The 20,556-nt window shown below is 61.1% G+C and carries 19 protein-coding genes and 1 riboswitch; of the genes, 7 read left to right on the forward strand and 12 right to left on the reverse strand.

From position 1 onward, the window contains the following. Positions 1-29: 29 nt before the first annotated feature. The 3 genes from C5750_RS01200 to C5750_RS01210 all read right to left on the reverse strand — a co-directional run bounded on the left by C5750_RS01200 (position 30) and on the right by C5750_RS01210 (position 2,777). On the reverse strand, positions 30-1,325 hold the full coding sequence (locus C5750_RS01200; RefSeq protein ID WP_425350417.1) for a sensor histidine kinase: 1,296 nt from the start codon (positions 1,323-1,325) through the stop codon (positions 30-32). A 175-nt stretch (positions 1,326-1,500) separates the two neighbouring features. Further along, complete coding sequence (locus C5750_RS01205) at positions 1,501-2,211, reverse strand: response regulator (protein ID WP_105732045.1); 711 nt, start codon at positions 2,209-2,211, stop codon at positions 1,501-1,503. A gap of 62 nt (positions 2,212-2,273) precedes the next feature. Next, entirely contained in the window at positions 2,274-2,777 is a 504-nt protein-coding gene (locus tag C5750_RS01210; protein WP_105732046.1) for a MarR family winged helix-turn-helix transcriptional regulator, read from the reverse strand. A gap of 360 nt (positions 2,778-3,137) precedes the next feature. Between C5750_RS01210 and C5750_RS01215 the strand changes: the two genes are divergently transcribed. The 3 genes from C5750_RS01215 to C5750_RS01225 all read left to right on the forward strand — a co-directional run bounded on the left by C5750_RS01215 (position 3,138) and on the right by C5750_RS01225 (position 5,270). Next, entirely contained in the window at positions 3,138-4,028 is an 891-nt protein-coding gene (locus C5750_RS01215) for a branched-chain amino acid aminotransferase (RefSeq protein WP_105732047.1), read from the forward strand. Positions 4,029-4,206: 178 nt separating this feature from the next. Then, positions 4,207-4,518, forward strand: a complete 312-nt coding sequence (locus C5750_RS01220; RefSeq protein WP_105732048.1) for a hypothetical protein — start codon at positions 4,207-4,209, stop codon at positions 4,516-4,518. 107 nt (positions 4,519-4,625) lie between these two features. Next, on the forward strand, positions 4,626-5,270 hold the full coding sequence (locus C5750_RS01225; RefSeq protein WP_105732049.1) for an MBL fold metallo-hydrolase: 645 nt from the start codon (positions 4,626-4,628) through the stop codon (positions 5,268-5,270). A gap of 54 nt (positions 5,271-5,324) precedes the next feature. Here the strand turns inward: C5750_RS01225 and C5750_RS01230 are convergent, their stop codons facing one another. The 4 genes from C5750_RS01230 to C5750_RS01245 all read right to left on the reverse strand — a co-directional run bounded on the left by C5750_RS01230 (position 5,325) and on the right by C5750_RS01245 (position 8,615). Continuing rightward, entirely contained in the window at positions 5,325-5,741 is a 417-nt protein-coding gene (locus C5750_RS01230; RefSeq protein ID WP_105732050.1) for a BA14K family protein, read from the reverse strand. A gap of 365 nt (positions 5,742-6,106) precedes the next feature. Then, positions 6,107-6,322 carry a cold-shock protein gene (locus C5750_RS01235; RefSeq protein ID WP_105732051.1) on the reverse strand — a complete coding sequence of 72 codons (216 nt, stop codon included), beginning with the start codon at positions 6,320-6,322 and terminating at the stop codon, positions 6,107-6,109. 428 nt (positions 6,323-6,750) lie between these two features. Further along, the gene (locus C5750_RS01240; protein WP_105732052.1) at positions 6,751-7,638 is read right to left on the reverse strand and encodes a lytic transglycosylase domain-containing protein; all 888 of its coding nucleotides are present in this window, start codon (positions 7,636-7,638) and stop codon (positions 6,751-6,753) included. A 65-nt stretch (positions 7,639-7,703) separates the two neighbouring features. Next, positions 7,704-8,615 carry a lipid kinase gene (locus tag C5750_RS01245; protein ID WP_210203312.1) on the reverse strand — a complete coding sequence of 304 codons (912 nt, stop codon included), beginning with the start codon at positions 8,613-8,615 and terminating at the stop codon, positions 7,704-7,706. Positions 8,616-8,765: 150 nt separating this feature from the next. Here C5750_RS01245 and C5750_RS01250 point away from each other — a divergent pair, with 150 nt between their 5' ends. Next, positions 8,766-9,464, forward strand: a complete 699-nt coding sequence (locus C5750_RS01250) for an HAD family hydrolase (RefSeq protein ID WP_105732054.1) — start codon at positions 8,766-8,768, stop codon at positions 9,462-9,464. 152 nt (positions 9,465-9,616) lie between these two features. After that, the gene (locus C5750_RS01255; RefSeq protein WP_105732055.1) at positions 9,617-11,524 is read left to right on the forward strand and encodes a DUF3857 domain-containing transglutaminase family protein; all 1,908 of its coding nucleotides are present in this window, start codon (positions 9,617-9,619) and stop codon (positions 11,522-11,524) included. Between the two features lie 20 nt (positions 11,525-11,544). Here the strand turns inward: C5750_RS01255 and C5750_RS01260 are convergent, their stop codons facing one another. Both C5750_RS01260 and C5750_RS01265 read right to left on the reverse strand, forming a co-directional pair. Next, a complete protein-coding gene (locus tag C5750_RS01260; protein ID WP_105732056.1) occupies positions 11,545-13,062 on the reverse strand; it encodes a helicase HerA domain-containing protein in 1,518 nt (505 codons plus the stop codon). Between the two features lie 72 nt (positions 13,063-13,134). Next, on the reverse strand, positions 13,135-14,199 hold the full coding sequence (locus C5750_RS01265; RefSeq protein ID WP_105732057.1) for a saccharopine dehydrogenase: 1,065 nt from the start codon (positions 14,197-14,199) through the stop codon (positions 13,135-13,137). A 106-nt stretch (positions 14,200-14,305) separates the two neighbouring features. On the opposite strand from C5750_RS01265, the gene C5750_RS01270 reads away from it, so the two are divergent. Next, positions 14,306-14,893, forward strand: a complete 588-nt coding sequence (locus C5750_RS01270; protein WP_105732058.1) for a TetR/AcrR family transcriptional regulator — start codon at positions 14,306-14,308, stop codon at positions 14,891-14,893. A 53-nt stretch (positions 14,894-14,946) separates the two neighbouring features. Here the strand turns inward: C5750_RS01270 and C5750_RS01275 are convergent, their stop codons facing one another. Continuing rightward, positions 14,947-15,837 (reverse strand): alpha/beta fold hydrolase, encoded by an 891-nt coding sequence (locus C5750_RS01275; protein ID WP_105732059.1) that lies wholly within the window; start codon positions 15,835-15,837, stop codon positions 14,947-14,949. A 121-nt stretch (positions 15,838-15,958) separates the two neighbouring features. On the opposite strand from C5750_RS01275, the gene C5750_RS01280 reads away from it, so the two are divergent. Beyond that, the gene (locus C5750_RS01280) at positions 15,959-16,516 is read left to right on the forward strand and encodes a CGNR zinc finger domain-containing protein (RefSeq protein WP_105732060.1); all 558 of its coding nucleotides are present in this window, start codon (positions 15,959-15,961) and stop codon (positions 16,514-16,516) included. Here the strand turns inward: C5750_RS01280 and metE are convergent. Both metE and C5750_RS01290 read right to left on the reverse strand, forming a co-directional pair. Then, positions 16,513-18,828 carry a 5-methyltetrahydropteroyltriglutamate--homocysteine S-methyltransferase gene (gene metE, locus C5750_RS01285; protein ID WP_105732061.1) on the reverse strand — a complete coding sequence of 772 codons (2,316 nt, stop codon included), beginning with the start codon at positions 18,826-18,828 and terminating at the stop codon, positions 16,513-16,515. The two genes, C5750_RS01280 and metE, sit on opposite strands and share 4 nt — an antisense overlap. A gap of 103 nt (positions 18,829-18,931) precedes the next feature. Beyond that, a riboswitch (cobalamin riboswitch) is annotated at positions 18,932-19,148 on the reverse strand. Positions 19,149-19,210: 62 nt separating this feature from the next. Further along, positions 19,211-20,515 carry an MFS transporter gene (locus C5750_RS01290; RefSeq protein WP_105732062.1) on the reverse strand — a complete coding sequence of 435 codons (1,305 nt, stop codon included), beginning with the start codon at positions 20,513-20,515 and terminating at the stop codon, positions 19,211-19,213. Between the last annotated feature and the right edge of the window lie 41 nt (positions 20,516-20,556).

The following is a 20,556-nucleotide window of genomic DNA, read 5'->3' on the forward strand; positions in this document are numbered from 1 at the left end:
CTCTGCCCGCGGGATAGCTGGGCTGACGATCATGCGGGGATGCGCACGACGGCGCGCAGGCCGCCCATGGGGCTCTCGTCCAGAGTGATATCGCCGCCATGGCTGCGGGCAATGTCAAGCGCGATGGCAAGCCCAAGCCCGGTGCCGCTGGCATCCTGATTGCGCGCCTCATCGAGCCGGAAGAATGGCTTGAACACCTCGTCGCGCATCTCCTTGGGGATGCCGGAACCGTCATCGTCGATGGTGATGCTCAGCCAGCCGTCGCGGTGATCTGCGGTAACGACGACATTCCTGGCATAGCGGAACGAGTTCGATACCAGGTTGGAGATCAGCCGCGAGAAGGCATTGGGCCGGACCTGAATCTCCGGCTCGCCGCGAATGCTGGATTTGAAGCCGCGCTCCAGGAGCGTGCCTTCCTCTTTCAGCTTGGCGAAGAGGCGCTCCAGGTTGAAGGTGCCGGTTTCTTCCTCCGCCTCGCTGCGGGCAAAGGCGAGATAGCCTTCCAGCATGGACTGCATATCCTCGATGTCCTGCTCCATGGCTTCCGTATCGACCTTGTGGCCGACCAGCGCAAGCTGCAGCTTGAAGCGGGTGAGGATCGTCCGCAGGTCGTGGCTGACACCGCTCAGCATGGTGGTGCGCTGCTCGATCTGGCGTTCGATGCGCTCGCGCATGACGATGAAGGCCGCGCCCGCCCGCCGGACTTCCTCAGCGCCGCGCGGCTTGAAATCGGGCGGCGTCGCCCGGCCTTTGCCAAAACTGTCGGCGGCCGCTGCCAGCTGCTGGATCGGCTTGATCTGGTTGCGCAGGAACAGAATGGCGATGGCCAGCAGCACCAGCGCGGAACCGGACATCCAGACAAGCAGGATCAGGGTGTTCGAGGCATAGGCCTGGCTGCGGCGGGCAAAGACCCGCAGGACCTTGCCTTCCAGCTGGATGCGGATTTCGACGAGATCGGAATCGCCTATTGTGTCGATCCAGAACGGGCGGTTGATCTGCTTGGTGATCTCGGCGCTCAGCGGTTCGTCAAGAATGGAAAAGAACGGTTTTGGACCGGGCGCCGGCAGGGGATCGGGCGGCAGGATGGAGATGGTGAGCGACAGTCTTTCGCGCGCGATGCGGATGAGGTTTTCATAGCCGGGGTCCTGCGGATAGGTGTCCATCAGGTCGATGATGCCGGAGATGTCGCGCACCACGGCCGTCGACAGGCGCTGGGTGACGGTCTGCCAGTAGCGCTCCATGAACACGAAGGCGATGACCGATTGCAGCAGCACCATGGGTGCGATGATGATGATCAGCGAGCGGGCATAGAGCCGCTTCGGCATCCACTGCGCCAGCCAGCGGGAAAACTTCCGCCACGGGCCGAGCAGCGTGCTGCGGCGACGGCGCCAATGCCGCTGCCTGACTGCCAATGCGCGTTTTGCACTGTCCGTTTGTGCCATATGATCGGTGCCCACTCGCGCATTGGTTACTGCGTCCTGATCCTGCGGATCGGGACGTTCACTCCACGCTCAATTTATAGCCGACGCCGCGCACTGTCTGCAACCAAACCGGATTGGCCGGATCATTTTCTATCTTGCGGCGCAACCGGTTGATCTGCACGTCGATCGTCCGTTCGCCGACATCGCCTTCCTGGCCGGTCAGTTCGTGCCGGGGCACGGTTTCACCGGCGCGGGCGGCAAAGATCGCCATGATATCCTGCTCGCGGTCCGTCAGGCGGATCAGCTCGCCCGAACGCTTCAACTCGCGCTTGGCGATGACGAAGGTATAGGGGCCGAAAACGATCTGTTCGATCTTGGCTTGCGATGCCGGAGCGCCGCGGCGCAGGATGTTGTTGATGCGCAGGATCAGTTCGCGCGGGTCGAAGGGTTTCGGCAGATAATCATCCGCACCCGCTTCGAGACCGCTGATGCGGCTGTCCGTCTCCGAAAGCGCCGTCAGCATCAGGATGGGAACATTCTTTTCCTGGCGCAGGGACTGGGTGAGCGCCACCCCGCTTTCGCCCGGCATCATGACGTCGAGGATCAGCAGGTCGTAGTCAATGCCGGCCAGCTTGCGCCTGGCCTCGTCCGCATTGGCAGCCACCGTAATGCGAAAGCCGCTGCCGGTCAGATATTGCGACAGCAAGTTTCGAATCCGGGTGTCGTCGTCGACAATGAGCAGGTGCGGCGCATCGTCTGAAAGCGGAAGTTCTTCACTCACCAAAATCATTCCTTCTCTCTCCGGGCATTGACGCCCGCCCTTGGTCCCCGGACGTCCCTATCCGGCATAAACTAACCTGCCTGCGGCAGACTGTCGATCTGTTGCCTTTGGCCGGGATTGACCATCGCTTTGAGGAAATGTTCGATCACTGCCCGGTCAGCCAGACCGATTTGCTCCAATGCACTGCCAATGCGGCGTGATTGCGGTGCCGCAAGCTCAAGCGCGAGTTCCCGGCCCTTCATCGTGGGGTAGAGTTCCCGCTGCCGCCGGTCGCGCGGGCCGGGTATCTGTACGACATGGTCCGTGTCGATCAGCTGCTTGAGGACACGGGCGAGGCTCTGCTTGGTGATTTGCAGCACATCGAGCAATTCCGCAACCGTCATGCCCGGCTTACGGTTGATGAAATAGAGAACCCGGTGGTGGGCGCGGCCAAAGGTCAGCTTTTCCAGAATCAGATCCGGGTCGGCGGTGAAATCACGGTAGGCAAAGAAAAACAGCTCAATGAGGTCGAGTTCGCTCGCATCCGCCTTGGTCAGGGCTGTCTCAATATGCCGATCCGGTGTATAAGGTTTCATGCAGGGCTCCCGCTCTCATTCATGTGTCGCCGAATAATATGTCAGTCTTGTTGACTTAATTTTAGACTGCTGATAATTTTTGGCAAGCTGTTGGCCGCATTTTGAATGAAACGAAAAGCCAATACGTGTTTCCGGGACATTTTTCCTCATCGAAACGCCTATGACTGCCACGCATGACCCCGAAAATCGGCTCGATTTTCACCGGGGCGGGCGTGAATTCAAAATGGACAGCGTCCTTTGCGCGTTCAAGAAGAACGCGCGGCGCTGTCGCGAGCCAAGGTTCACCAATTGTGAAACGGGAACAATTGGCGTCGTCTCAGACCCGTACAATGATCAGGAATCAAACGCCTGGAGGAAAACATGGCATCCGTACCATTTGATCAGCTTGAAGGTTACATCTGGATGAACGGCGAATTCGTTCGCTGGGCAGATGCTAAGGTTCACGTGCTGACTCATGGCCTGCATTATGCAAGCTCGGTCTTTGAAGGTGAGCGCGCCTATGGCGGTGAAATCTTCAAGCTCAACGAACACACGGAGCGTCTGCACGAATCGGCACGTATTCTTGGCTTCACCATTCCCTATTCGGTTGAAGAGCTGAATGATGCCTGCCGCAAGCTTCTTGCCAAGCAGGGTTTCCAGGATGCCTATGTGCGTCCGATAGCCTGGCGCGGCAGCGAGTCGATGGGCGTTTCCGCCCAGAACAACAGAATCAACGTGGCCATCGCCATCTGGCAGTGGCCGAGCTATTTCGACCCGGCGCAGAAGCTTAAGGGTATTCGCCTGGATATGGCGGAGTATCGCCGCCCGGATCCGAAGACGGCTCCCTCCAAGTCCAAGGCCGCGGGCCTGTACATGATCTGCACCATCTCCAAGCATGCCGCCGAGGCCAAGGGCTATGCGGATGCGCTGATGCTGGACTGGCGCGGCCAGGTGGCTGAAGCCACCGGCGCCAACGTGTTCTTCGTCAAGGACGGTGTCATCCATACGCCGAAGCCCGATTGCTTCCTCGATGGCATCACCCGCCGCACCGTCATCGAGCTTGCCAAGCGCCGCGGTTATGAGGTTGTCGAACGGGCCATCATGCCGGAAGAGCTGGAAGGTTTCGAACAGTGCTTCCTGACCGGGACGGCTGCGGAAGTGACCCCGGTTTCTGAGGTCGGGCCATACCGCTTCACCGTTGGCGAGATCGCGGTCAACCTGATGAACGACTACGCTGCCGAAGTAACACCCAAGAAAGCGGCAGCGGAATAACTCGGAGCATCGGAGCGCAAATAGGGCGCTCCCGGCCCGATACTGCAAGCTTGCTAACGAAAACAACCGGTTGATACCTCTTTATTGAGGCGTCATCCGGTTTGACATTGCCCAAAACTTAGTCAACATGCCAGTGTCAGGCATGAGTCTGGCGCGAAACGTTGACGGGGTGTCAATTATGGGTGCACTTCTTCCTCTCATCATCCAACTGATCTCAGGGGCTGTCGGCGGCAATATTGTCGGCGGTATTCTCAAAAACCTGACTCTTGGCCCGACTGGCAACACGATTGCCGGCGGCGTTGGTGGACTAGTGGGTGGCTACTTGACGCAATACCTTGGCGCCGGTGGTGCCCAGCTCGTGGCAAACGCAGCAGCATCGTCGGGACTTGATCTCGGCTCGATCATCGGCAACGTTGCCGGTGGTGGTGTTGGCGGTCTTATCCTCACAGCAATCGTTGGTGCGATCAAGAACGCGCTGGCCAAATCCTGATCAGGACGGGACGCAAACGATTTTCAAGGGCGGTCCCATTGGCCGCCCTTTTTATTTGGGTTAGAGCCTAACGTAGACGATTTGAGATAAGCATAGGGTTTGAACAAATGGGACAATTGCAGGCCGGTATTATCCCCGTGACGGCCTTTCAGCAGAATTGCACGATCCTCTTCGACAGCGATGACAAGCATGGCGTCCTGATCGATCCCGGCGGCGACAATGATCAGGTGCTCCATGCGATCCGCTCCAACGGCATTACCATCGATGCCATCTGGATCACCCATGGCCATATTGACCATGCAGCCGGCGCCATGGACATGAAGGAAGCGCTCGGCGTCGATATCATCGGACCGCACCAGGCGGATAAATTTCTTCTGGATTCAATGGAGGAGAAGGCGGTCCAGTACGGCATTCAGGGCAGCGGCGTGCGCAACTGCACACCGGACCGCTGGCTTGCGGATGGCGATACGGTGTCGTTCGGGTCGCATGTGTTCGAGGTGCTGCACTGCCCGGGCCACGCGCCGGGGCACGTGGTCTACTACAACCGTGCCGCCAAGTTTGCCCATGTCGGCGACGTGCTGTTCAACGGCTCGGTCGGGCGGACGGATTTGCCGGGGGGCGACCACGATACGCTGATCAGCTCCATCAAGAACAAGCTGTTTCCGCTTGGCGACGATATCGGCTTCATCTGCGGGCATGGTCCTGGCGGCCGTTTCGGCGAGGAGCGCCGCACCAATCCGTTCCTGACGTGACAAAAAGGCCGCCGGATCGCTCCGGCGGCCTTTTTCAATCCGGCTGATCGGTGATCAGTTGGCGTTGCAGAAATAATCGCGTCCATCATAGCCGCGGAACGTACCGGTTTCAGGATTGAACGAGCGGTAACGGTCGGCGCAGTAGCGGTACCAGGCCCGTGACCACGGCTGGGCGCTGCCATAATAGGCGGGGCGCACTTCGCGATAGACGCGGACCGGTGCGGCGCGATAGATCGGACGATCATCGTAGTCGCGGTAGATCACGTCGGGTTCGCGCGGCTGCGCGAGCGCGCCGCCGATGAGCGCACCTGCGGCAAGGCCAATGGCGCCGGCAGCAAGGGCATCACCGCCGCCGCGATGGTGATGGCGGCGCCAGCCCCAGTCATCAGCCGACGCTGACGACGCAAGTGGAACGGCAATCGTTGCAAAAGCTGCCGTTGCAAGAATGGCAATTTTCATACCTTTAAACATCTGTGCCTCCTTTGAAGCATCCTTGGCGAAACTTTTGGAACCGCCTGATCGTGTTGGGCTGGACTTTCAGTGGGGGCGCCAGCCGTGATGTGTGTTTTAAACGTTCCAGAATGAATGCAAGCTGAACGGAAAGCGGGCGCTTTCGTTCCCTGCATCCATGCGGGACGGGCACATCGACAGCATAATATCAGCAAATCCATGGCAAGGAACGGGCGCAGGAAGCTGGAAATGGTTGATTTCGGGAGAATTTCTTCGCAAAGCATCCGCTTTGCGGACACGCAGCCATCGCCGCGACCGAGAATGTGGACTGTCAGGGAAAACCCCCGATTGTGGCGGGGGTCCCGAAGCGGCTTGCGCCGCCTGAATTATTCCGTAACCGTGATGTTGACGGCCTTGGGGCCCTTGCCACGACGGTCAGGCTCGGTATCGAAGGAAACCTTCTGATTGTCTGCGAGACCTGTGAGGCCGGATGCCTGAACGGCGGAGATATGGACAAAAATGTCCGCTGCGCCATCATCCGGTTTGATAAAGCCAAAGCCTTTTTCACTGTTGAAGAATTTGACCGTACCGGTCTGTGCCATGCTCCGTTCCTTTTCCTTACTTACCGCGTTCCCCTCCGGGCTAGCGGGATTGGTAGTGCCGCCTTTTGTAAGATACATCCGGCGTAAATCATGCAGGCAGTTCTCGAATTCAGGAAAGGAGCCGATCATTGCCGGGATTTCTCCCGACCCGGTATTCTTGCGGTTCCGGCGCGCCGTTCTTCCAGTCTTCCAGTGTTCGCAGATGCCCGAACGCTTTGAGACTGCTAGAATAAGTGTTTTTTGGCAAGCAAAAGTTTTTCCGTCATTTAGGCGACTATATCGAACAGCTGTGCAGCTGACATACTTGGCCGCGCAAAATCGTTGCCTGCAACCCATGTATTAAGCGCGCCGAGAGCCGCAATTCGAGGTTGTACGCGGTCGCGACCCCGCATAAAACTGTCCAAATGGTCAAATATTGACGTGTTGCCCTAGCGGTTGCGCAGAACAATACATGCGCCGCCCGCGCCATGGAGCTTGGCGCAGATCGCATTGGCTTCGCCGCGCGTGTCGGCGCCGATGCGCACGGCATAGATGCCGCGGCGGCCCATCGGCGTGCGGTAGCGGCTGATGACCGGCTCGTGCTGGTTCAAGATGGCCGGAAAGGCGCGGCGCAGCCGTTCCATCTGGTTCACGGCGGCTGACCGGCGGAAGTTACCGGCAATCTGGATGCCCCAGGGTTTCGGCTTGATCTGGGCCATGGAGATCGTCGCCGAGCGGACAACCGGCAATTGGCGGCAGGCGGCATCGAAATCCAGCCTGGCGTTGAGCGGTGCAGCGCCGATCTCGGCGCCGGCGGCGAAATCATCCGCCGGGCGCCCTGTAATATCAAGGACATAGTCTTCGGTTTCGAGCGGCAGAAAGCCGCCGCTCGACAGCCATTTCGACACGCGTGTCGGTCCGGCATTGTAGGCAGCGGCCGCCAGTCCCCAATTGCCGAAGGTGGCGCGCAAATCCTTGAGCAGCGCCGCCGAAGCCGGGAGTGCCTGGGCGAAATCAAAGGGGTTGGCCAGCTGCCGCTCCCTCGCTGTGCCTGGCATGAACTGGGCGATGCCCTGCGCGCCGACCGGGCTTTGCGCCTGATCGTCGAAACGGCTTTCCTTCCAGATCAGCCGGGCAAAGAAGTCGCGCGGCACGCCGTGGCCATCGGCCTGGGTGGCGATGGCAGCGCATATCTGGCTGACGGTGGGGGCGGGCGGCTGCACGGGCGCCGGTGCGGACGGGTTATCGGCCGCAAGCACAATCGATGCGCCGAGGATCGTGAACGATGCGACCAGAGCTATGTTGTATAACCAGTTCACCCAGCCCTCATTTCCCATTCATCCTGCTGTTCAAGCATAAAGCACAGAGACATTGCAGAGGAAAGTCCGGACAGGCCGCCGGTTTAGACGGAAGCTGCCCTGGCCGGTGTTGCCGGGGCAAAGACCCGGATGGCCTTCTCCCGGATGCGGAAATGCGCCGGTGTCCAGGTGGTGAGGTCGCCGTCGGTGTTCACGGCGCGCGGCTTGCTGGTTTTGATGGTGACTTGCGTGGTCTGGAAGGCCCGCACATCGTTCCAGCGGCCATGGGTTCCCTTGCGCAGGCTGGGCAGGAGGCCGAGCAGCCGCCACCAGTGATCCACCTCCAGGCTGTAGAAATCCAGCCGTCCGTCATCGGCGGTCGCGGTTTCCTCCACGGTCATGCCGCCGCCATAATGGCGGCCATTGCCGACGGAAACCTGCATTGTCCGGATCGTCTCGACCGAGCCGTCATGCTCGACATAGGCGGTGAACAGCCGGGAGCGGGCGAGGAGGCGGGCGGCAACAATGGCATAGCCGAGTTTGCCCCAGCGCTTCTTGGCCTTTTCCGTCAATTCTGCGGCGAGTTCAGCACTGAAGCCGATGCTGGCGACATTGAAGAACAGGTTGCCGTTGACTTCGCCCAGATCAATAGGGCGCGGTTCGCTGGAAAGGATCAGTTCCGCCGCCTTGAGCGGGACGGGCGGCAGGCCGATTGTCCGGGCGAAATCATTGGCCGTGCCCAATGGCAGGACACCCAGCGGCAGGCCGGTCTCGACAAGACCGGCAGCGGCCGCGTTCAGCGTGCCGTCACCGCCGCCGATGATCACCAGATCGCATGCATCCCGCATGCGCCTGATGACATCGGAAATGGATTCGTCCTTATCCGGCGCCGCATCGACCAGTGTCAGCCCGCCGGTTTCCAATGCCTTGCGGATGGGATCAATCGGCTTGCGGCCGCTGCGCGCATTGGGATTGACGATGAACAGGGCGCGTCGTGGCGGTTTGGCTGGGGTCAACAGGCTGGTGCTCCGGTTTGCAGTCCGCCGCAGGTGGGGTTTGATTTGTGGCGAAACAAGGCAATGCCATGCCGCAGCCCGGTGGATTTTGCCGGTGGCAAGCGCTACACAGTTGGGATCATCCTTTCGGCAATGCATGAGAGTTCGAGAATGTCCTCCCTCACCACCATCGGTTTTGACGCAGACGATACGCTCTGGGAGAACGAGCAGTTCTTCCGCCTGTCGGAAAAGCACTTCGAGGCACTGCTTGCCCCGCATACGGATGTCCCTGACCTGTCTGACCGGCTTCTGGAGGTGGAGCGGCGCAATCTCGATCTCTATGGTTTCGGCATCAAGGGGTTCACCCTGTCGCTGATCGAGACGGCGCTGGAGGTGACGGATGGCAGGATACCGTCATCCGTTCTCGGCGAAATCCTGGCGGCGGGGCGGGACATGCTGCGCCATCCCATCGAAACCCTGCCGCATGTGCAGGACACGCTGGAGCAATTGGCCGGGCGCTACCGGCTGGTCCTGATCACCAAGGGCGACCTTTTCGATCAGGAGCGCAAGCTGGCGCAATCGGGCCTTGGCGATTTCTTCGATGCGGTTGAGATCGTCAGCAGCAAGGACCGGGCTACCTATCAGCGGATTTTCAGCCGCCATGGCGATGGCCCGGAGCGCAGCATGATGATCGGCAATTCGCTGAAATCGGACGTGGTTCCGGCCATTCAGGCTGGCGGCTGGGGCATTTATGTCCCGCATGCGCTGACCTGGGTGCTCGAACATGTGGACGCGCCGGTGGCGGAGCCGCGCTTCCGCCAGATCGAGCATCTCGGCGATCTCGCACCGCTGCTGGCTGAACTGGGCTAATCCAAGCGGCGTCTTTCCAAGCTTATCAGGCTTGGGGTATGGTGTGTTTCCCCTTGGAATTTGCCTTGAGGGGCGTCCCGCGCGGACATCCATATATTTTTTGAGAATATTCAATATTGGTTACGTAATAACATTAATTTTCAGGAGTCATAATGTCGTTTATTTTTATGAAGTCTCCCTTTGAAACTTTACGGTTGGGCCTCCTCATTTTATGGCTGTTTGCATTGCAGCAGCAGGCCCACCCCCAGGATGCAGTGCCTGTGGTGAAGGAAGAATACATCTCCGCGTCGGATGTTATCACGGTTGAGAAGGACGGCAGCTACAGCGTGGAGTGGCAGACAACGCGCCGGCTGCTTGATGCCAGCGGCCGTGACAGCTTTGCAACGAAGACGTTCAGCTTCAATGACCAGCTGGCAAGCCTTGACATCATCGAGGCGGAAACCATCAAGGCGGACGGGCGGCGCATCCAGGTGCAGCCGGATCAGATCCGGCTGCAGGAGGACCCGGCGGCGACGGGGCTGCCGGTGTTCAGCACGAGCAAGCAGAAGACCATTATTTTCCCCGACATCGAGGTTGGCGACAGCGTTCGCTACCGGGCGCGGAAAATCCAGAGGGAACCGGATTTTCCCGGACATTTTGCCTATGCCGATTCATTTGCTCCGGACGAACGGGTGCTTGCCTATACGCTGGTGTTGAAGGCTCCGAAATCCCTCGGTCTGCGCAGTGAAGCCTTGGCGATGAACGAGGTGCGGGCGACGGATGAAAAGGGTGACGACGTTTGGAGCTGGAGCTTTGCCCAGCCCGACACCAGGCCGCTTGACCACGGCAAGGCGGATGTCTTCATGAACAGTCCGCACATCATCGTTACGAGTTTTGCCGATTGGAATGCCATTGCCCAGGCCTACCGGGCGCGCGCCGACGACAAGCTTGCGGTAACGCCGGAGATTCAGGCGCTTGCCGACGAGCTGACGAAAGATGTTCCCGGCCGGCGCGAACAAGTGCAGCGGATCTACAACTGGGTGCGCGGCAATATCAGGTATGTCGCCCTGTATCTGGCACAAGGGGGCTATGTGCCGCATTCGGCCGGGGACATCCTGCGAAACCGCTATGGCGACTGCAAGGACCACGTTGTCCTGCTCGAAGCGCTTCTGCGTGCCAGGGGGATTGAAAGCCATGGCGCCCTCATTGCTTCGGGCGATCTGTTCAGTCTGCCCTCTGAAGCGCTGCCGGGCTATTTCGATCACATCATCAGCTATGTGCCGGAATTTGATCTTTATCTCGATTCCACGGCCGAATATCTGCCATTCGGTTTGAAAGGCTATTGGCTGTCGTCGAAAGCTGTCTTGCATGTGGATGGCCTGACGGGCATCCGCACGACGCCCGCCATGACGGCGCAAGAGAATTCATTGTCCACCAGCACGACCTGGTCACTCGACATGGATGGGTCGCTGCACGGCAGGATCGTGGAAATTTCGCGGGGTGGCATATCGATTGACCGGCGCCGCGCCGTCGCGGGCATCGATCCGCTGCAGCGCGCCGGTCTCGTGCAGCAGCTTCTTGCCCGTAACGGCTTGAAGGGCAGGGGCAGCTACACGGCGGACGATCCGAAAAGCGATGAGCGGGACTACAGGATCGATATCGATTTCACCATCAATCAGACCGGCCTTGATCTGTCCGGTCCCGAGGCGTTCGCCATCACGCCCCCCTTGGCGTTGGGCTATTCCATACCGGACATGACCAGCTTTGCCATGGAGCGCCCCGAACCGCTCTATGCAACAGCCTGTGCGGCCGTTGAGCTTGACGACACCTATGACGGAACCATTCCGGAAGGCGTTGGCGTCCGGTCCCTGCCAAAATCCGTGTCGCTGGCCGAAGGGCCCATCCGGTACGACGCGGCCTATGCGGCGGAGGGACAGAAAATCCACGCAAGACGTCACTACGTCATGCCCATCGACCGGGGGTATTGCACGCCGAAAGATGTGGAACAGATGGCGGAGGCTGTGGGCAAGGTGCGCCAGGATCTGCAGCGGAAAGTTCTGCTGGCACCCGCCGGCGATTGAGCGGAGACGGAGCAGGCCTCTTATTCGGCGGCGTGCTGGTCCTGCGCGCCGTCATCGGGGCCGTTGGGATCGCCTGCCATTGTCTCGCAGCCGAGATCGGGGAAGGCGACGACGCGGTTTCCGGCAAAATCGGTGCGGACCACCACCAGTCCCTGTTCCTCGAAATAGGTCAGGAGCCGCCGGGCGCGCCGGGCGGAATGGGTGCCATAGGCGCGGGCGAGCGTTGCGTCGGACGGACAGGGATTGCCGGTGACCGCCGCCTGCGCGACAATGAAGAACACACCCTGCACGTCATCGGGCAGGCTCTTGGACAGTTCCAGCGCCTGCTGCCATGGCTCGCTCTGCGCGGTTTCGCCATCGATACCGGCGCGCGCAACCGCCAGCTTGCGGCGGAAGGCGGGCAGGGACAGCGCGTCGCCGGGGACGCGGCGGATGCGGCAGCGTACCAGAAAATCCTGATAGAGCACCGCATCGGTGCGGAAACCGGCATCCGGGTCGCCCAGCATTTCCTGCATGACCGCATCAATCAGCGCACTGCGTTCGGCTTCGTCGATTTCCGGGAACAGTGTCATGGCGGGCGCTTCCGCTTCGGCCATTGCCTTGGCTTGGGTCAACTGCGCCAGAATGTCGGCGGTCGGGGTGGGCGGCGGCGGCGCGGGCGTGCGCCGCACCACCGGGCGCCGCTCTTCGGGCGCCGGTGTGAAGATCAGCTCATGCGCGTCATCGGCCTGCTGCGGCAGCGGGGTCAGCTTCGGGCTGGACGAGCGGGCGGAGGTTTCGACCGGGCCGATGGTGACCGGCAGCGGGCGGCGCGAAAGCGCGGGCCCCAGGGCGACGAAGTGTCCGCGTGCCAGATCGCGGAACTGTTCCGCCTGCCGGCGTTCCATGCCGAGCAGATCGGATGCGCGGGCCATGTCGATATCGAGGAAGGTGCGGCCCATCAGGAAGTTGGAGGCTTCGGCGGCGACGTTCTTGGCCAGCTTGGCCAGGCGCTGCGTGGCGATGACCCCGGCAAGACCGCGTTTGCGGCCGCGGCACATCAGATTGGTCATGGCCCCGAGCGACAGTTTGCGCGCTTCGTCGGAGACTTCACCGGCAACTGCCGGGGCAAACAGCTGCGCCTCGTCGACCACGACAAGCATCGGATACCAGTAGTCGCGCTCCGCATCGAACAGGCCGCCGAGAAACGCCGCGGCGCAGCGCATCTGCTGTTCGACATCGAGGCCTTCAAGATCGAGCACCACGGATACCCGGTGCTGGCGGATGCGCGCGGCAATGCGGGTCAGTTCATTCTCGGTGCGTGCACCATCGACGACCACATGGCCGTATTTGTCGGCAAGGGTGACGAAGTCGCCTTCCGGATCGATGACGCATTGCTGCACCCATTGGGCGCTCTGTTCGAGCAGGCGGCGCAGGAGATGGGATTTGCCCGAACCGGAATTGCCCTGGACCAGCAGGCGCGTTGCCAGAAGCTCTTCCAGGTCGAGCATGGCTTTTGCGCCTGCGGGCGCCGCTCCCATGTCGATGTCGACCTTCATTGCTTCTCCAGACCGGTGGTGATTCCGCGCACGGTCAAACGTGCGCGGACCTCCTTAGCATCCCTTTTCCGCTCATGCGCGAGCGATATGCCGCTTCTCACCGGAAACCCACAGATGGTTTTCCGCATCGGTGCGGCGCAGCACCGCACCGAACTCCTGCATCCGCGCAACCACGTAGTCCGGCTCCATCAGCCCGTCCGGGAAATACAGGCCTGGCGCCACCTTTTCCCCGCCGGCAAGACCGAGCAGGCGCTCCACGGCCAGGGCGACATGCAGAGCGGTCAGGGGTGCCTGGCCCTGCGGATGGACAATATCGAGGCGCGCGGTGGTTTCCTCGCCGGTTTTGAGCTGGCCGCTGATCTCGATGACGATCTCGGTGGAGAAGGCTTCGCCGCGGCGGCGGCTCGCCGATTGGCCGTATGCCATGTCAAACCGGATGGAGTGCGCGCCGGTGGTAACACCGAGGCTGAGAACATCGAGGGGCGCGTAGGCGCTTGCCTCGACCTTCATACCGTCGATATCCGTGAACTGGCGGGTGGCGTTCTCGCCCGTGACCCAGCGCCATTTGCCGCTTTTGAGCGCTAGCGGATTGGGCGCGGACTGGGTCAGCCGCTCAAAATCGGCAAAGGCGGCCGGTCCGCCCATGTCCTGCTCGTCCAGCACGGCCGCAATGGTAATGTCGTCAATCCGGCTGAAGTCCCTGGCCGCCTGGAGCGCGGGGAAGGTGGCCGACCCTGCCAGCCAGGTACTGGCCATGAGGATCGCCGAACTGTTCGGTTTATGGATGTAATGCGCCATTTCCGGTCCGACTTCGAACACGCCGCTGGAGACGCTCAGATAGGGCAGACGGTGCGCCTGCGCATATTTCAGGCTGTTGAGCGTCTCGTCCTTGACGAACAGCACGATGGCGCTGAATGCCTTGCCGCCGGGCTGACCAAGATCGGCCCGGTCAAGGTCGATGGCCACCGCCTCGGCGCTGCCGAGAGATCTGGCAACGAGTTCCGCCTTGGCCAGATCGCGCCCGCCGATGGCAATCGGCAGATCCGGGTGGAGCTTGCGCAGGGTTTGTGCCGCTTGTGCGCCGACGATGCCGGATCCGCCAATGATGAGGACAGGGGCTGCAGTGGTCGTGGACATGGGATGTTCCTTTATATTACTATAGGTAAGTTACTTTTAGTAATATGTAGGTGCGCGATTGCAAGTCAAGGGGTGACGTTGCTATTCTGGAAAAAAGGATATCCGCATGAGCAAGACCGCAGCCGCCAAGAAAATGCCGAAAGCCCAGCGGCGGGAGCAGCTCATGGAGACGGCGCTGGGGATCATCCGCACGCAGGGAACCGATGCGCTGACGCTTGGCTATCTGGCGGAGCGTGCGGGGGTGAGCAAGCCGATTGCCTATGAACATTTCGGCACGCGCGCTGGCCTGCTGATTGCGTTGTATCAGCAGCTGGACCAGCAGCAGGTCGATGATTTGCTGGCAGCTCTGGAGCAGGCGCCGAAACAACTGGGCAGCGTCGCCCGGCTGATGAGCGAGGCCTACATGGCCTGCTACCGCTCCATAGGCCCGGAGTGGCATGCCATCTCGGCCGCGCTCAAGGGCGATGAGGAAATGGAGACATTTCAGAAGGCGTTGATCGACGGCTATGTCGATCTCTACTGCACCGCGCTGGCACCCTATTCGGCGCTTTCTGCCGATGAGCTGCGCCTGCGCTGCGCCGGTATCATCGGCGCAGCCGAGGCCATTTCGCGGGAAATGACCTGCGGCTGCGTGGATGAAGCCACCGCAGCGGCCACCCTGGGATCGCTGATCCTGCAGTGGGTGGCCAACTGATACCGGATTTGCATCATGGTGAACTTGTTGAACCACGCACTACAGTTTTTGCTTTAGATGTTTATTGTCCGCCCAAGAAACTCCCGCATCAGTGCAGCGACTTCTTCGGCATGGTCTTCCAGAAGAAAATGCCCGCCATCGAAAATGTGCAGCTCTGCCTTGGGTAGCTGTCCGGCATAGGCCCTGGCGCCGGCAAGGGTGAAGAAGGGATCATGCTGGCCCCAGGTGATCAGCATCGGCGGCTGGTGCTCGCGGAAATAGGCCTGGAAATGCGGGTACTGCTTGAGGTTTGACTGATAATCATGCAGCAGGTCGATCTGGGCCTCGGCAATGCCGGGACGGTCGAGGCCGTTCTGCGCATGGGTCCAGGCATCGGGGCTGATGCGGGCCGGATCTTTCGCACCGAACAGGTATTGGCCCCTTGTGTCCTCGATCGAGAGGTGGCGGCGCATGGCGGCCTCCGTCTGTGCATTGCGATCCGCCCACAGGCGCCGGGCCGTATCGAAACCGTCCGACAGGCCTTCTTCATGCGCCACGGCGTTCTGCACGAAAATCGCCGTCACCCGTTCCGGGTGGCGGGAAGCGAGGCGGAAGCCGACGGGACCGCCGAAATCCTGCGCGTAAAGCGCATAGCGCTTGAGGCCGAGCTTCCGGGTGAATGCGTCGATGATGTCGGCGAGATGATCGAATGTATAGCGGAACGCCGTGTGGGACGGGGCATCGCTGTAACCGGAGCCGGGATAATCCGGCGCGACAACATGGTAACGGTCGGCCAGCAGCGGGATGAGGTCGCGGAACATATGCGACGAGGTGGGAAAGCCGTGCAGCAGGAGCAGCGTCGGCGCGTCCTTCGGCCCGGCTTCCCGGTAAAAGATATTCAGGCCATCGACCTCTTCGGTCCGGTAGCTGATCAGCGGGCGTGCGTGTTCGTTCGATTGTGACATCGTTCCTGCTCCTGTTGGATGGGTGGTTGCACCGTCTAAATTACATTTTGATGGTTACTCAAGTGGAGTAACTTGTCAAATTGAATTTTGATGGTTACTTCTGGAGACGAAAGGAAAAGCGATGCCGTTCATTTTTCTGGGCAATGCCCTCTGGCTGGATTTCGTCAACACGCAGATCATCGATGGCGAGTTCATCGATCTCATCGGCAAGGACGGTGCGTTTCTGCAATGGGCGAAGACGGCCGATCTTCAGGATGATGCGGCTGATGCGGCCACCTTCAACGCCGCCTTGACGGAAGCGCAGGCGTTCCGTGCACAGTTGCGCGCGGCGGCGGATGGTCTGGCGGCCGGGACGGCGCTCAATCCTGCCTTTATCACCGATATCAACCGGCGGATGGCGGAACATCCGGTTGCAACGGTTCTGGAGACATCAGGGAACGGGTGGGTGACCAGCGCAAAGCCCGTCACCAGCGGGCCGCAAAGCGTATTGGCTGAAATCGCCTCTGACTTTGCCCGGTTTGTCACCGACGAAGCGACGAATGTCCGCCACTGCAGCAATGAGCGCTGCTGCATCGTCTTCTACGATACCAGCAAGAATCACACGCGGCGCTGGTGCAGCATGGAGACATGCGGCAACCGGGCCAAAGCGGCCGGCCGCCGCGCGCGCATTGCCCGCTAGGTCTGCTGTTCCAGCCGCAGGCGTTTTGCCGCCTCGACCATGTTGACGAGGGCCGGCTTGACCTCTTCCCATTTGCGCGTTTTCAGGCCGCAATCGGGATTGACCCAGATCTGGTCCGGGGCGAGATGGGTTTTCGCCTTGCGCAAGAGGCCGGCCATTTCGTCCACCGGCGGGATGCGCGGGGAGTGGATGTCATAGACACCCGGTCCGATCTCGTTGGGGTAGTGGTAGGTCACGAACGCGTCGAGCAGTTCCATTTTCGACCGCGATGTTTCGATGGAGATCACATCCGCATCCATGGCCGCGATGGAGTCGATGATGTCGTTGAACTCCGAATAGCACATATGCGTATGGATCTGCGTTTCGTCCTGAACGCCCGAGGCGGACAGGCGGAAACATTCGGTGGCCCAGCCGAGATAGGCGGCCCAATCGGCCCGGCGGACCGGCAGGCCCTCGCGGATGGCGGGTTCGTCGATCTGGATGATGCGGATTCCAACCTTTTCGAGGTCGCTCACCTCGTCGCGCAGTGCCAGCCCGATCTGGCGGCAGACCTGATCGCGCGGAAGGTCGTCGCGCACGAACGACCATTGCATCATGGTCACCGGCCCCGACAGCATGCCCTTCATCGGCCTGTCGGTCAGCGACTGCGCATAGGCAGCCCAGTCGACCGTCATGGCCTGCGGGCGGCTGACATCGCCGAAAATGACCGGCGGGCGGACGCAGCGCGAACCGTAGCTCTGCACCCAGCCATGCCGGGTGAAGGCAAAGCCGGATAATTGCTCGCCGAAATACTGCACCATGTCATTGCGCTCGAATTCGCCGTGCACCAGCACGTCGATGCCGATTTCTTCCTGCCAGCGGATGGAGTTTTCCGTTTCCTTGCGCAGCAGCGCCGCATAGGCATTGGCGGTCAGCGCCCCCTTGCCATGCTCCGCCCGCGCCTTGCGCACCCCTTCCGTCTGCGGAAAGGAACCGATGGTGGTGGTCGGAAAATCCGGCAGCCCCAAGGATTTCTGCTTTTTACGGCGAACGGGATAGGGGCTTTGCCGCTGCGACTGCTCCGCGGTCACGGCCTGCAGGCGCTGCCTGACCGCCGCATCGTGAATTTTGGCCGATGTCCTGCGGGTTTCCACGGCCGCACTGGCGGCTGCCAGTTCGTTGCGGACGCTATCGCGGCCGGTGTTGATCGCCCTGCCAAGGATCGACAGTTCCTCCAGCTTCTGCGTGGCAAAGGCCAGCCAGCTCTTGAAGTCAGGGTCGATGTCCGTTTCAAGTTCGAGATCGACAGGCGTGTGCAGCAGCGAGCAGGACGGCGCAAGAATGAGGTGATCGGTCCCCCGCTGGCTGATCACCGGTTCGATACGCCGCAGGATTGCCTCGAGATCGGCGCGCCAGACATTGCGGCCGTCGATGACGCCGAGCGACAGGACGAGGCCGGCGGGTGCCTCAGCCACGACAGTATCGAGTTGTTCGGGTGCACGGCAAAGATCGAGATGCAGGCCGGCAACGGGCAGCCCGAGCGCCAGGTCGAGATTGTCGCCAAGCGCGCCGAAATAGGGCGTCAGCAACAATTTCAGGCGGGGAAGGGCACGGGCGAAAAACGCATAGGCCATCTTGAACGCGGTTTTTGTGGTTTCGTCGAGATCGAGCACCAGTGCGGGCTCGTCGATCTGCACCCATTCGGCGCCGTTGGCGGAGAGGCGGCGGAGGATTTCCGTATAGACCGGCAGAAGGCCCGGCAGCAGCGACAGCGGATCGGTCTGCGCATCCTTGCTCTTGGCCAGCTTGAGGAAAGTGACCGGCCCGAGAATCACGGGACGCGTGTCAAAGCCCTGCTCCTTCGCTTCGCGGTATTCGTCGACCGGCTTGTTGGAACCGAGGGTGAATTCCTGCCCCTTTGTCAGTTCCGGCACCATGAAATGATAGTTGGTATCGAACCACTTCGTCATCTCCTGAGCGGCCACCCCATGGTGGGCGCAGGCGCCATGATCATGGCCGCCCTGGCTGCCGCGCGCCATGGCGAAATAGGTCTCGGGCGAAACCGGCCCGCCCTTCCATGCATAGCTCTGCGGCACCGCGCCAAGCATGACGCTGGTGTCCAGCACGTGGTCATAGAGCGAAAAATCATTGCTCGGCATGTGGCTAAGCCCATGCGCCTGCTGCAGGGTCCAGTTCTCCCGGCGCAGTTCTGCCGCGATATCCTGCAGGGTGACGATATGCGATTGGCCCGACCAGAATTTTTCCAGCGCGAATTTCAGCTCGCGCCGCTTGCCGATCCGCGGAAAACCCAGATTGCTTGTGGTGATAGTCATAGTTCCTTACCCCGATGGTTGAGGGCAAAGGCCAGGCGCACGCGTGCAGGACATACGGGCGCTCATGACGCCCGCTTGCAAGCGACACCGGACACCCCGCCCGTGGACGTTATCTATCGCGGCAGGTCTCCTGGCTTGCGGGTCGGCGCTCTCGTCAGGCCTTCCCGATCCGTCCTGGGATCAGTGACACGAAATTGACGAGAACTCGCCGCTTACAGTTGCGGGGGCAGCTCCGGATTGAACCGCTGGCAGCGATCGCACCGTATTCCCTCTTAGCTCTGCGCCCATAGGCGCAGAGAACCACGATGCGGGGCATGGTAGGCGCGTCGCCGAAGACTGTCAACAACACATAAAGACATATTTATATGGTTACATCTTCGGGTCAGTGTGCGATGGCAGGTTCGCCGACGCGGTCGTCCTTGCTGCTCTTGCGGATAGTCAGCGCCAGCAGCGCGGCGATCAGGCACAGGATACCGGCGGTGAAGAAGGCCGGGAGGTAGCTTGCATATTCCGTGCGGGCAAAACCGCCGCCATAGGCGGCCGATGCAGCGCCGAGCTGGTGACCGGCAAAGACCCAGCCGAACACCATGCCGGCCTTTTCCCGGCCAAACCGGTCCGTTGCCAGCTTGACCGTCGGCGGTACGGTGGCGATCCAGTCAAGACCATAGAACATGGCAAACAGCGACAGGCCGTAGATCGAGAAATTGCTGTAGGGCAGGAACAGCAGCGAGGCGCCGCGCAGGCCGTAATACCAGAACAGCAGCCAGCGGTTGTCGACCCGGTCGGACAGCCAGCCGGAGCCGATCGTGCCGAAGAAATCGAAAAAGCCCATCATGGCCAGCACGCTGGCGGCGGTGACGGCCGCAAGCCCGTAGTCACCGCAGAGGGCCACGAAGTGGGTCTGGATGAGGCCGTTGGTGCTGGCGCCGCAGATGTAGAAGGTGGCGAACAGCACCCAGAACGTGCTGCTGCGCGATATTTCCTTGAGGGTGGCCAGCGGCAGGATGATGAGCGACAGCAGGCCGCCGGTAATCGGTGCGGTCTTGGCCACGTCCTTCTCGCCATAGGCGGGTAGGCCGACATCGGACGGGCGGTCCCGCATCAGGAGGAAGACGGCGGCCGCTGCGACGGCGAGCAGGGCGCAGACCATCATGGTCGCCGCGCGCCAGCCGTAATTCTCGCTGATCGAAGCCATGAGCGGCATGAAGGCCAGCTGTCCGGTGGCCGAGCTTGCCGTGAGCATGCCCAGCACCAGCCCGCGCCGGTCGGTGAACCAGCGGGTGGCGACGGTCGCGCCGAGCACCATGGCGGTCAGGCCGGTGCCGAAGCCGATCACCACGCCCCACAGCAGGATGAGCTGCCAGATCTGCGTCATGCCGAGGGAGAGGAAGGAACCGCCGGCAATGAGCGCCAGCGCCACGCACACGACTTTCCGCACGCCGAAATAGTTCATGAAGGCCGCGGCGAACGGGCCCATCAGCCCGAACAGCAGCAGCCGGATGGAGAAGGCGGTGGCGATCTGTTCCGTCGTCCAGCCGAATTCCTTTTCCAGCGGCACGATGAGCACGCCGGGAGCGCCGACGGCCGCCGCCGTGACAAGCATGGTGAGGAAGGTGACGGAGACGACGACCCAGCCATAGTGGACATTGCGCCGGGCGAGCGCGGCTGCGAGAGGCGATGAAATCATGTTCGTGTTCCCTGGAGGGCCATCGGCTTTTGGATTTTAAA

The sequence above is a fragment of the Phyllobacterium myrsinacearum genome (assembly GCF_002980555.1).
In the GTDB taxonomy this organism is placed as follows: Bacteria; Pseudomonadota; Alphaproteobacteria; order Rhizobiales; family Rhizobiaceae; genus Phyllobacterium; species Phyllobacterium myrsinacearum.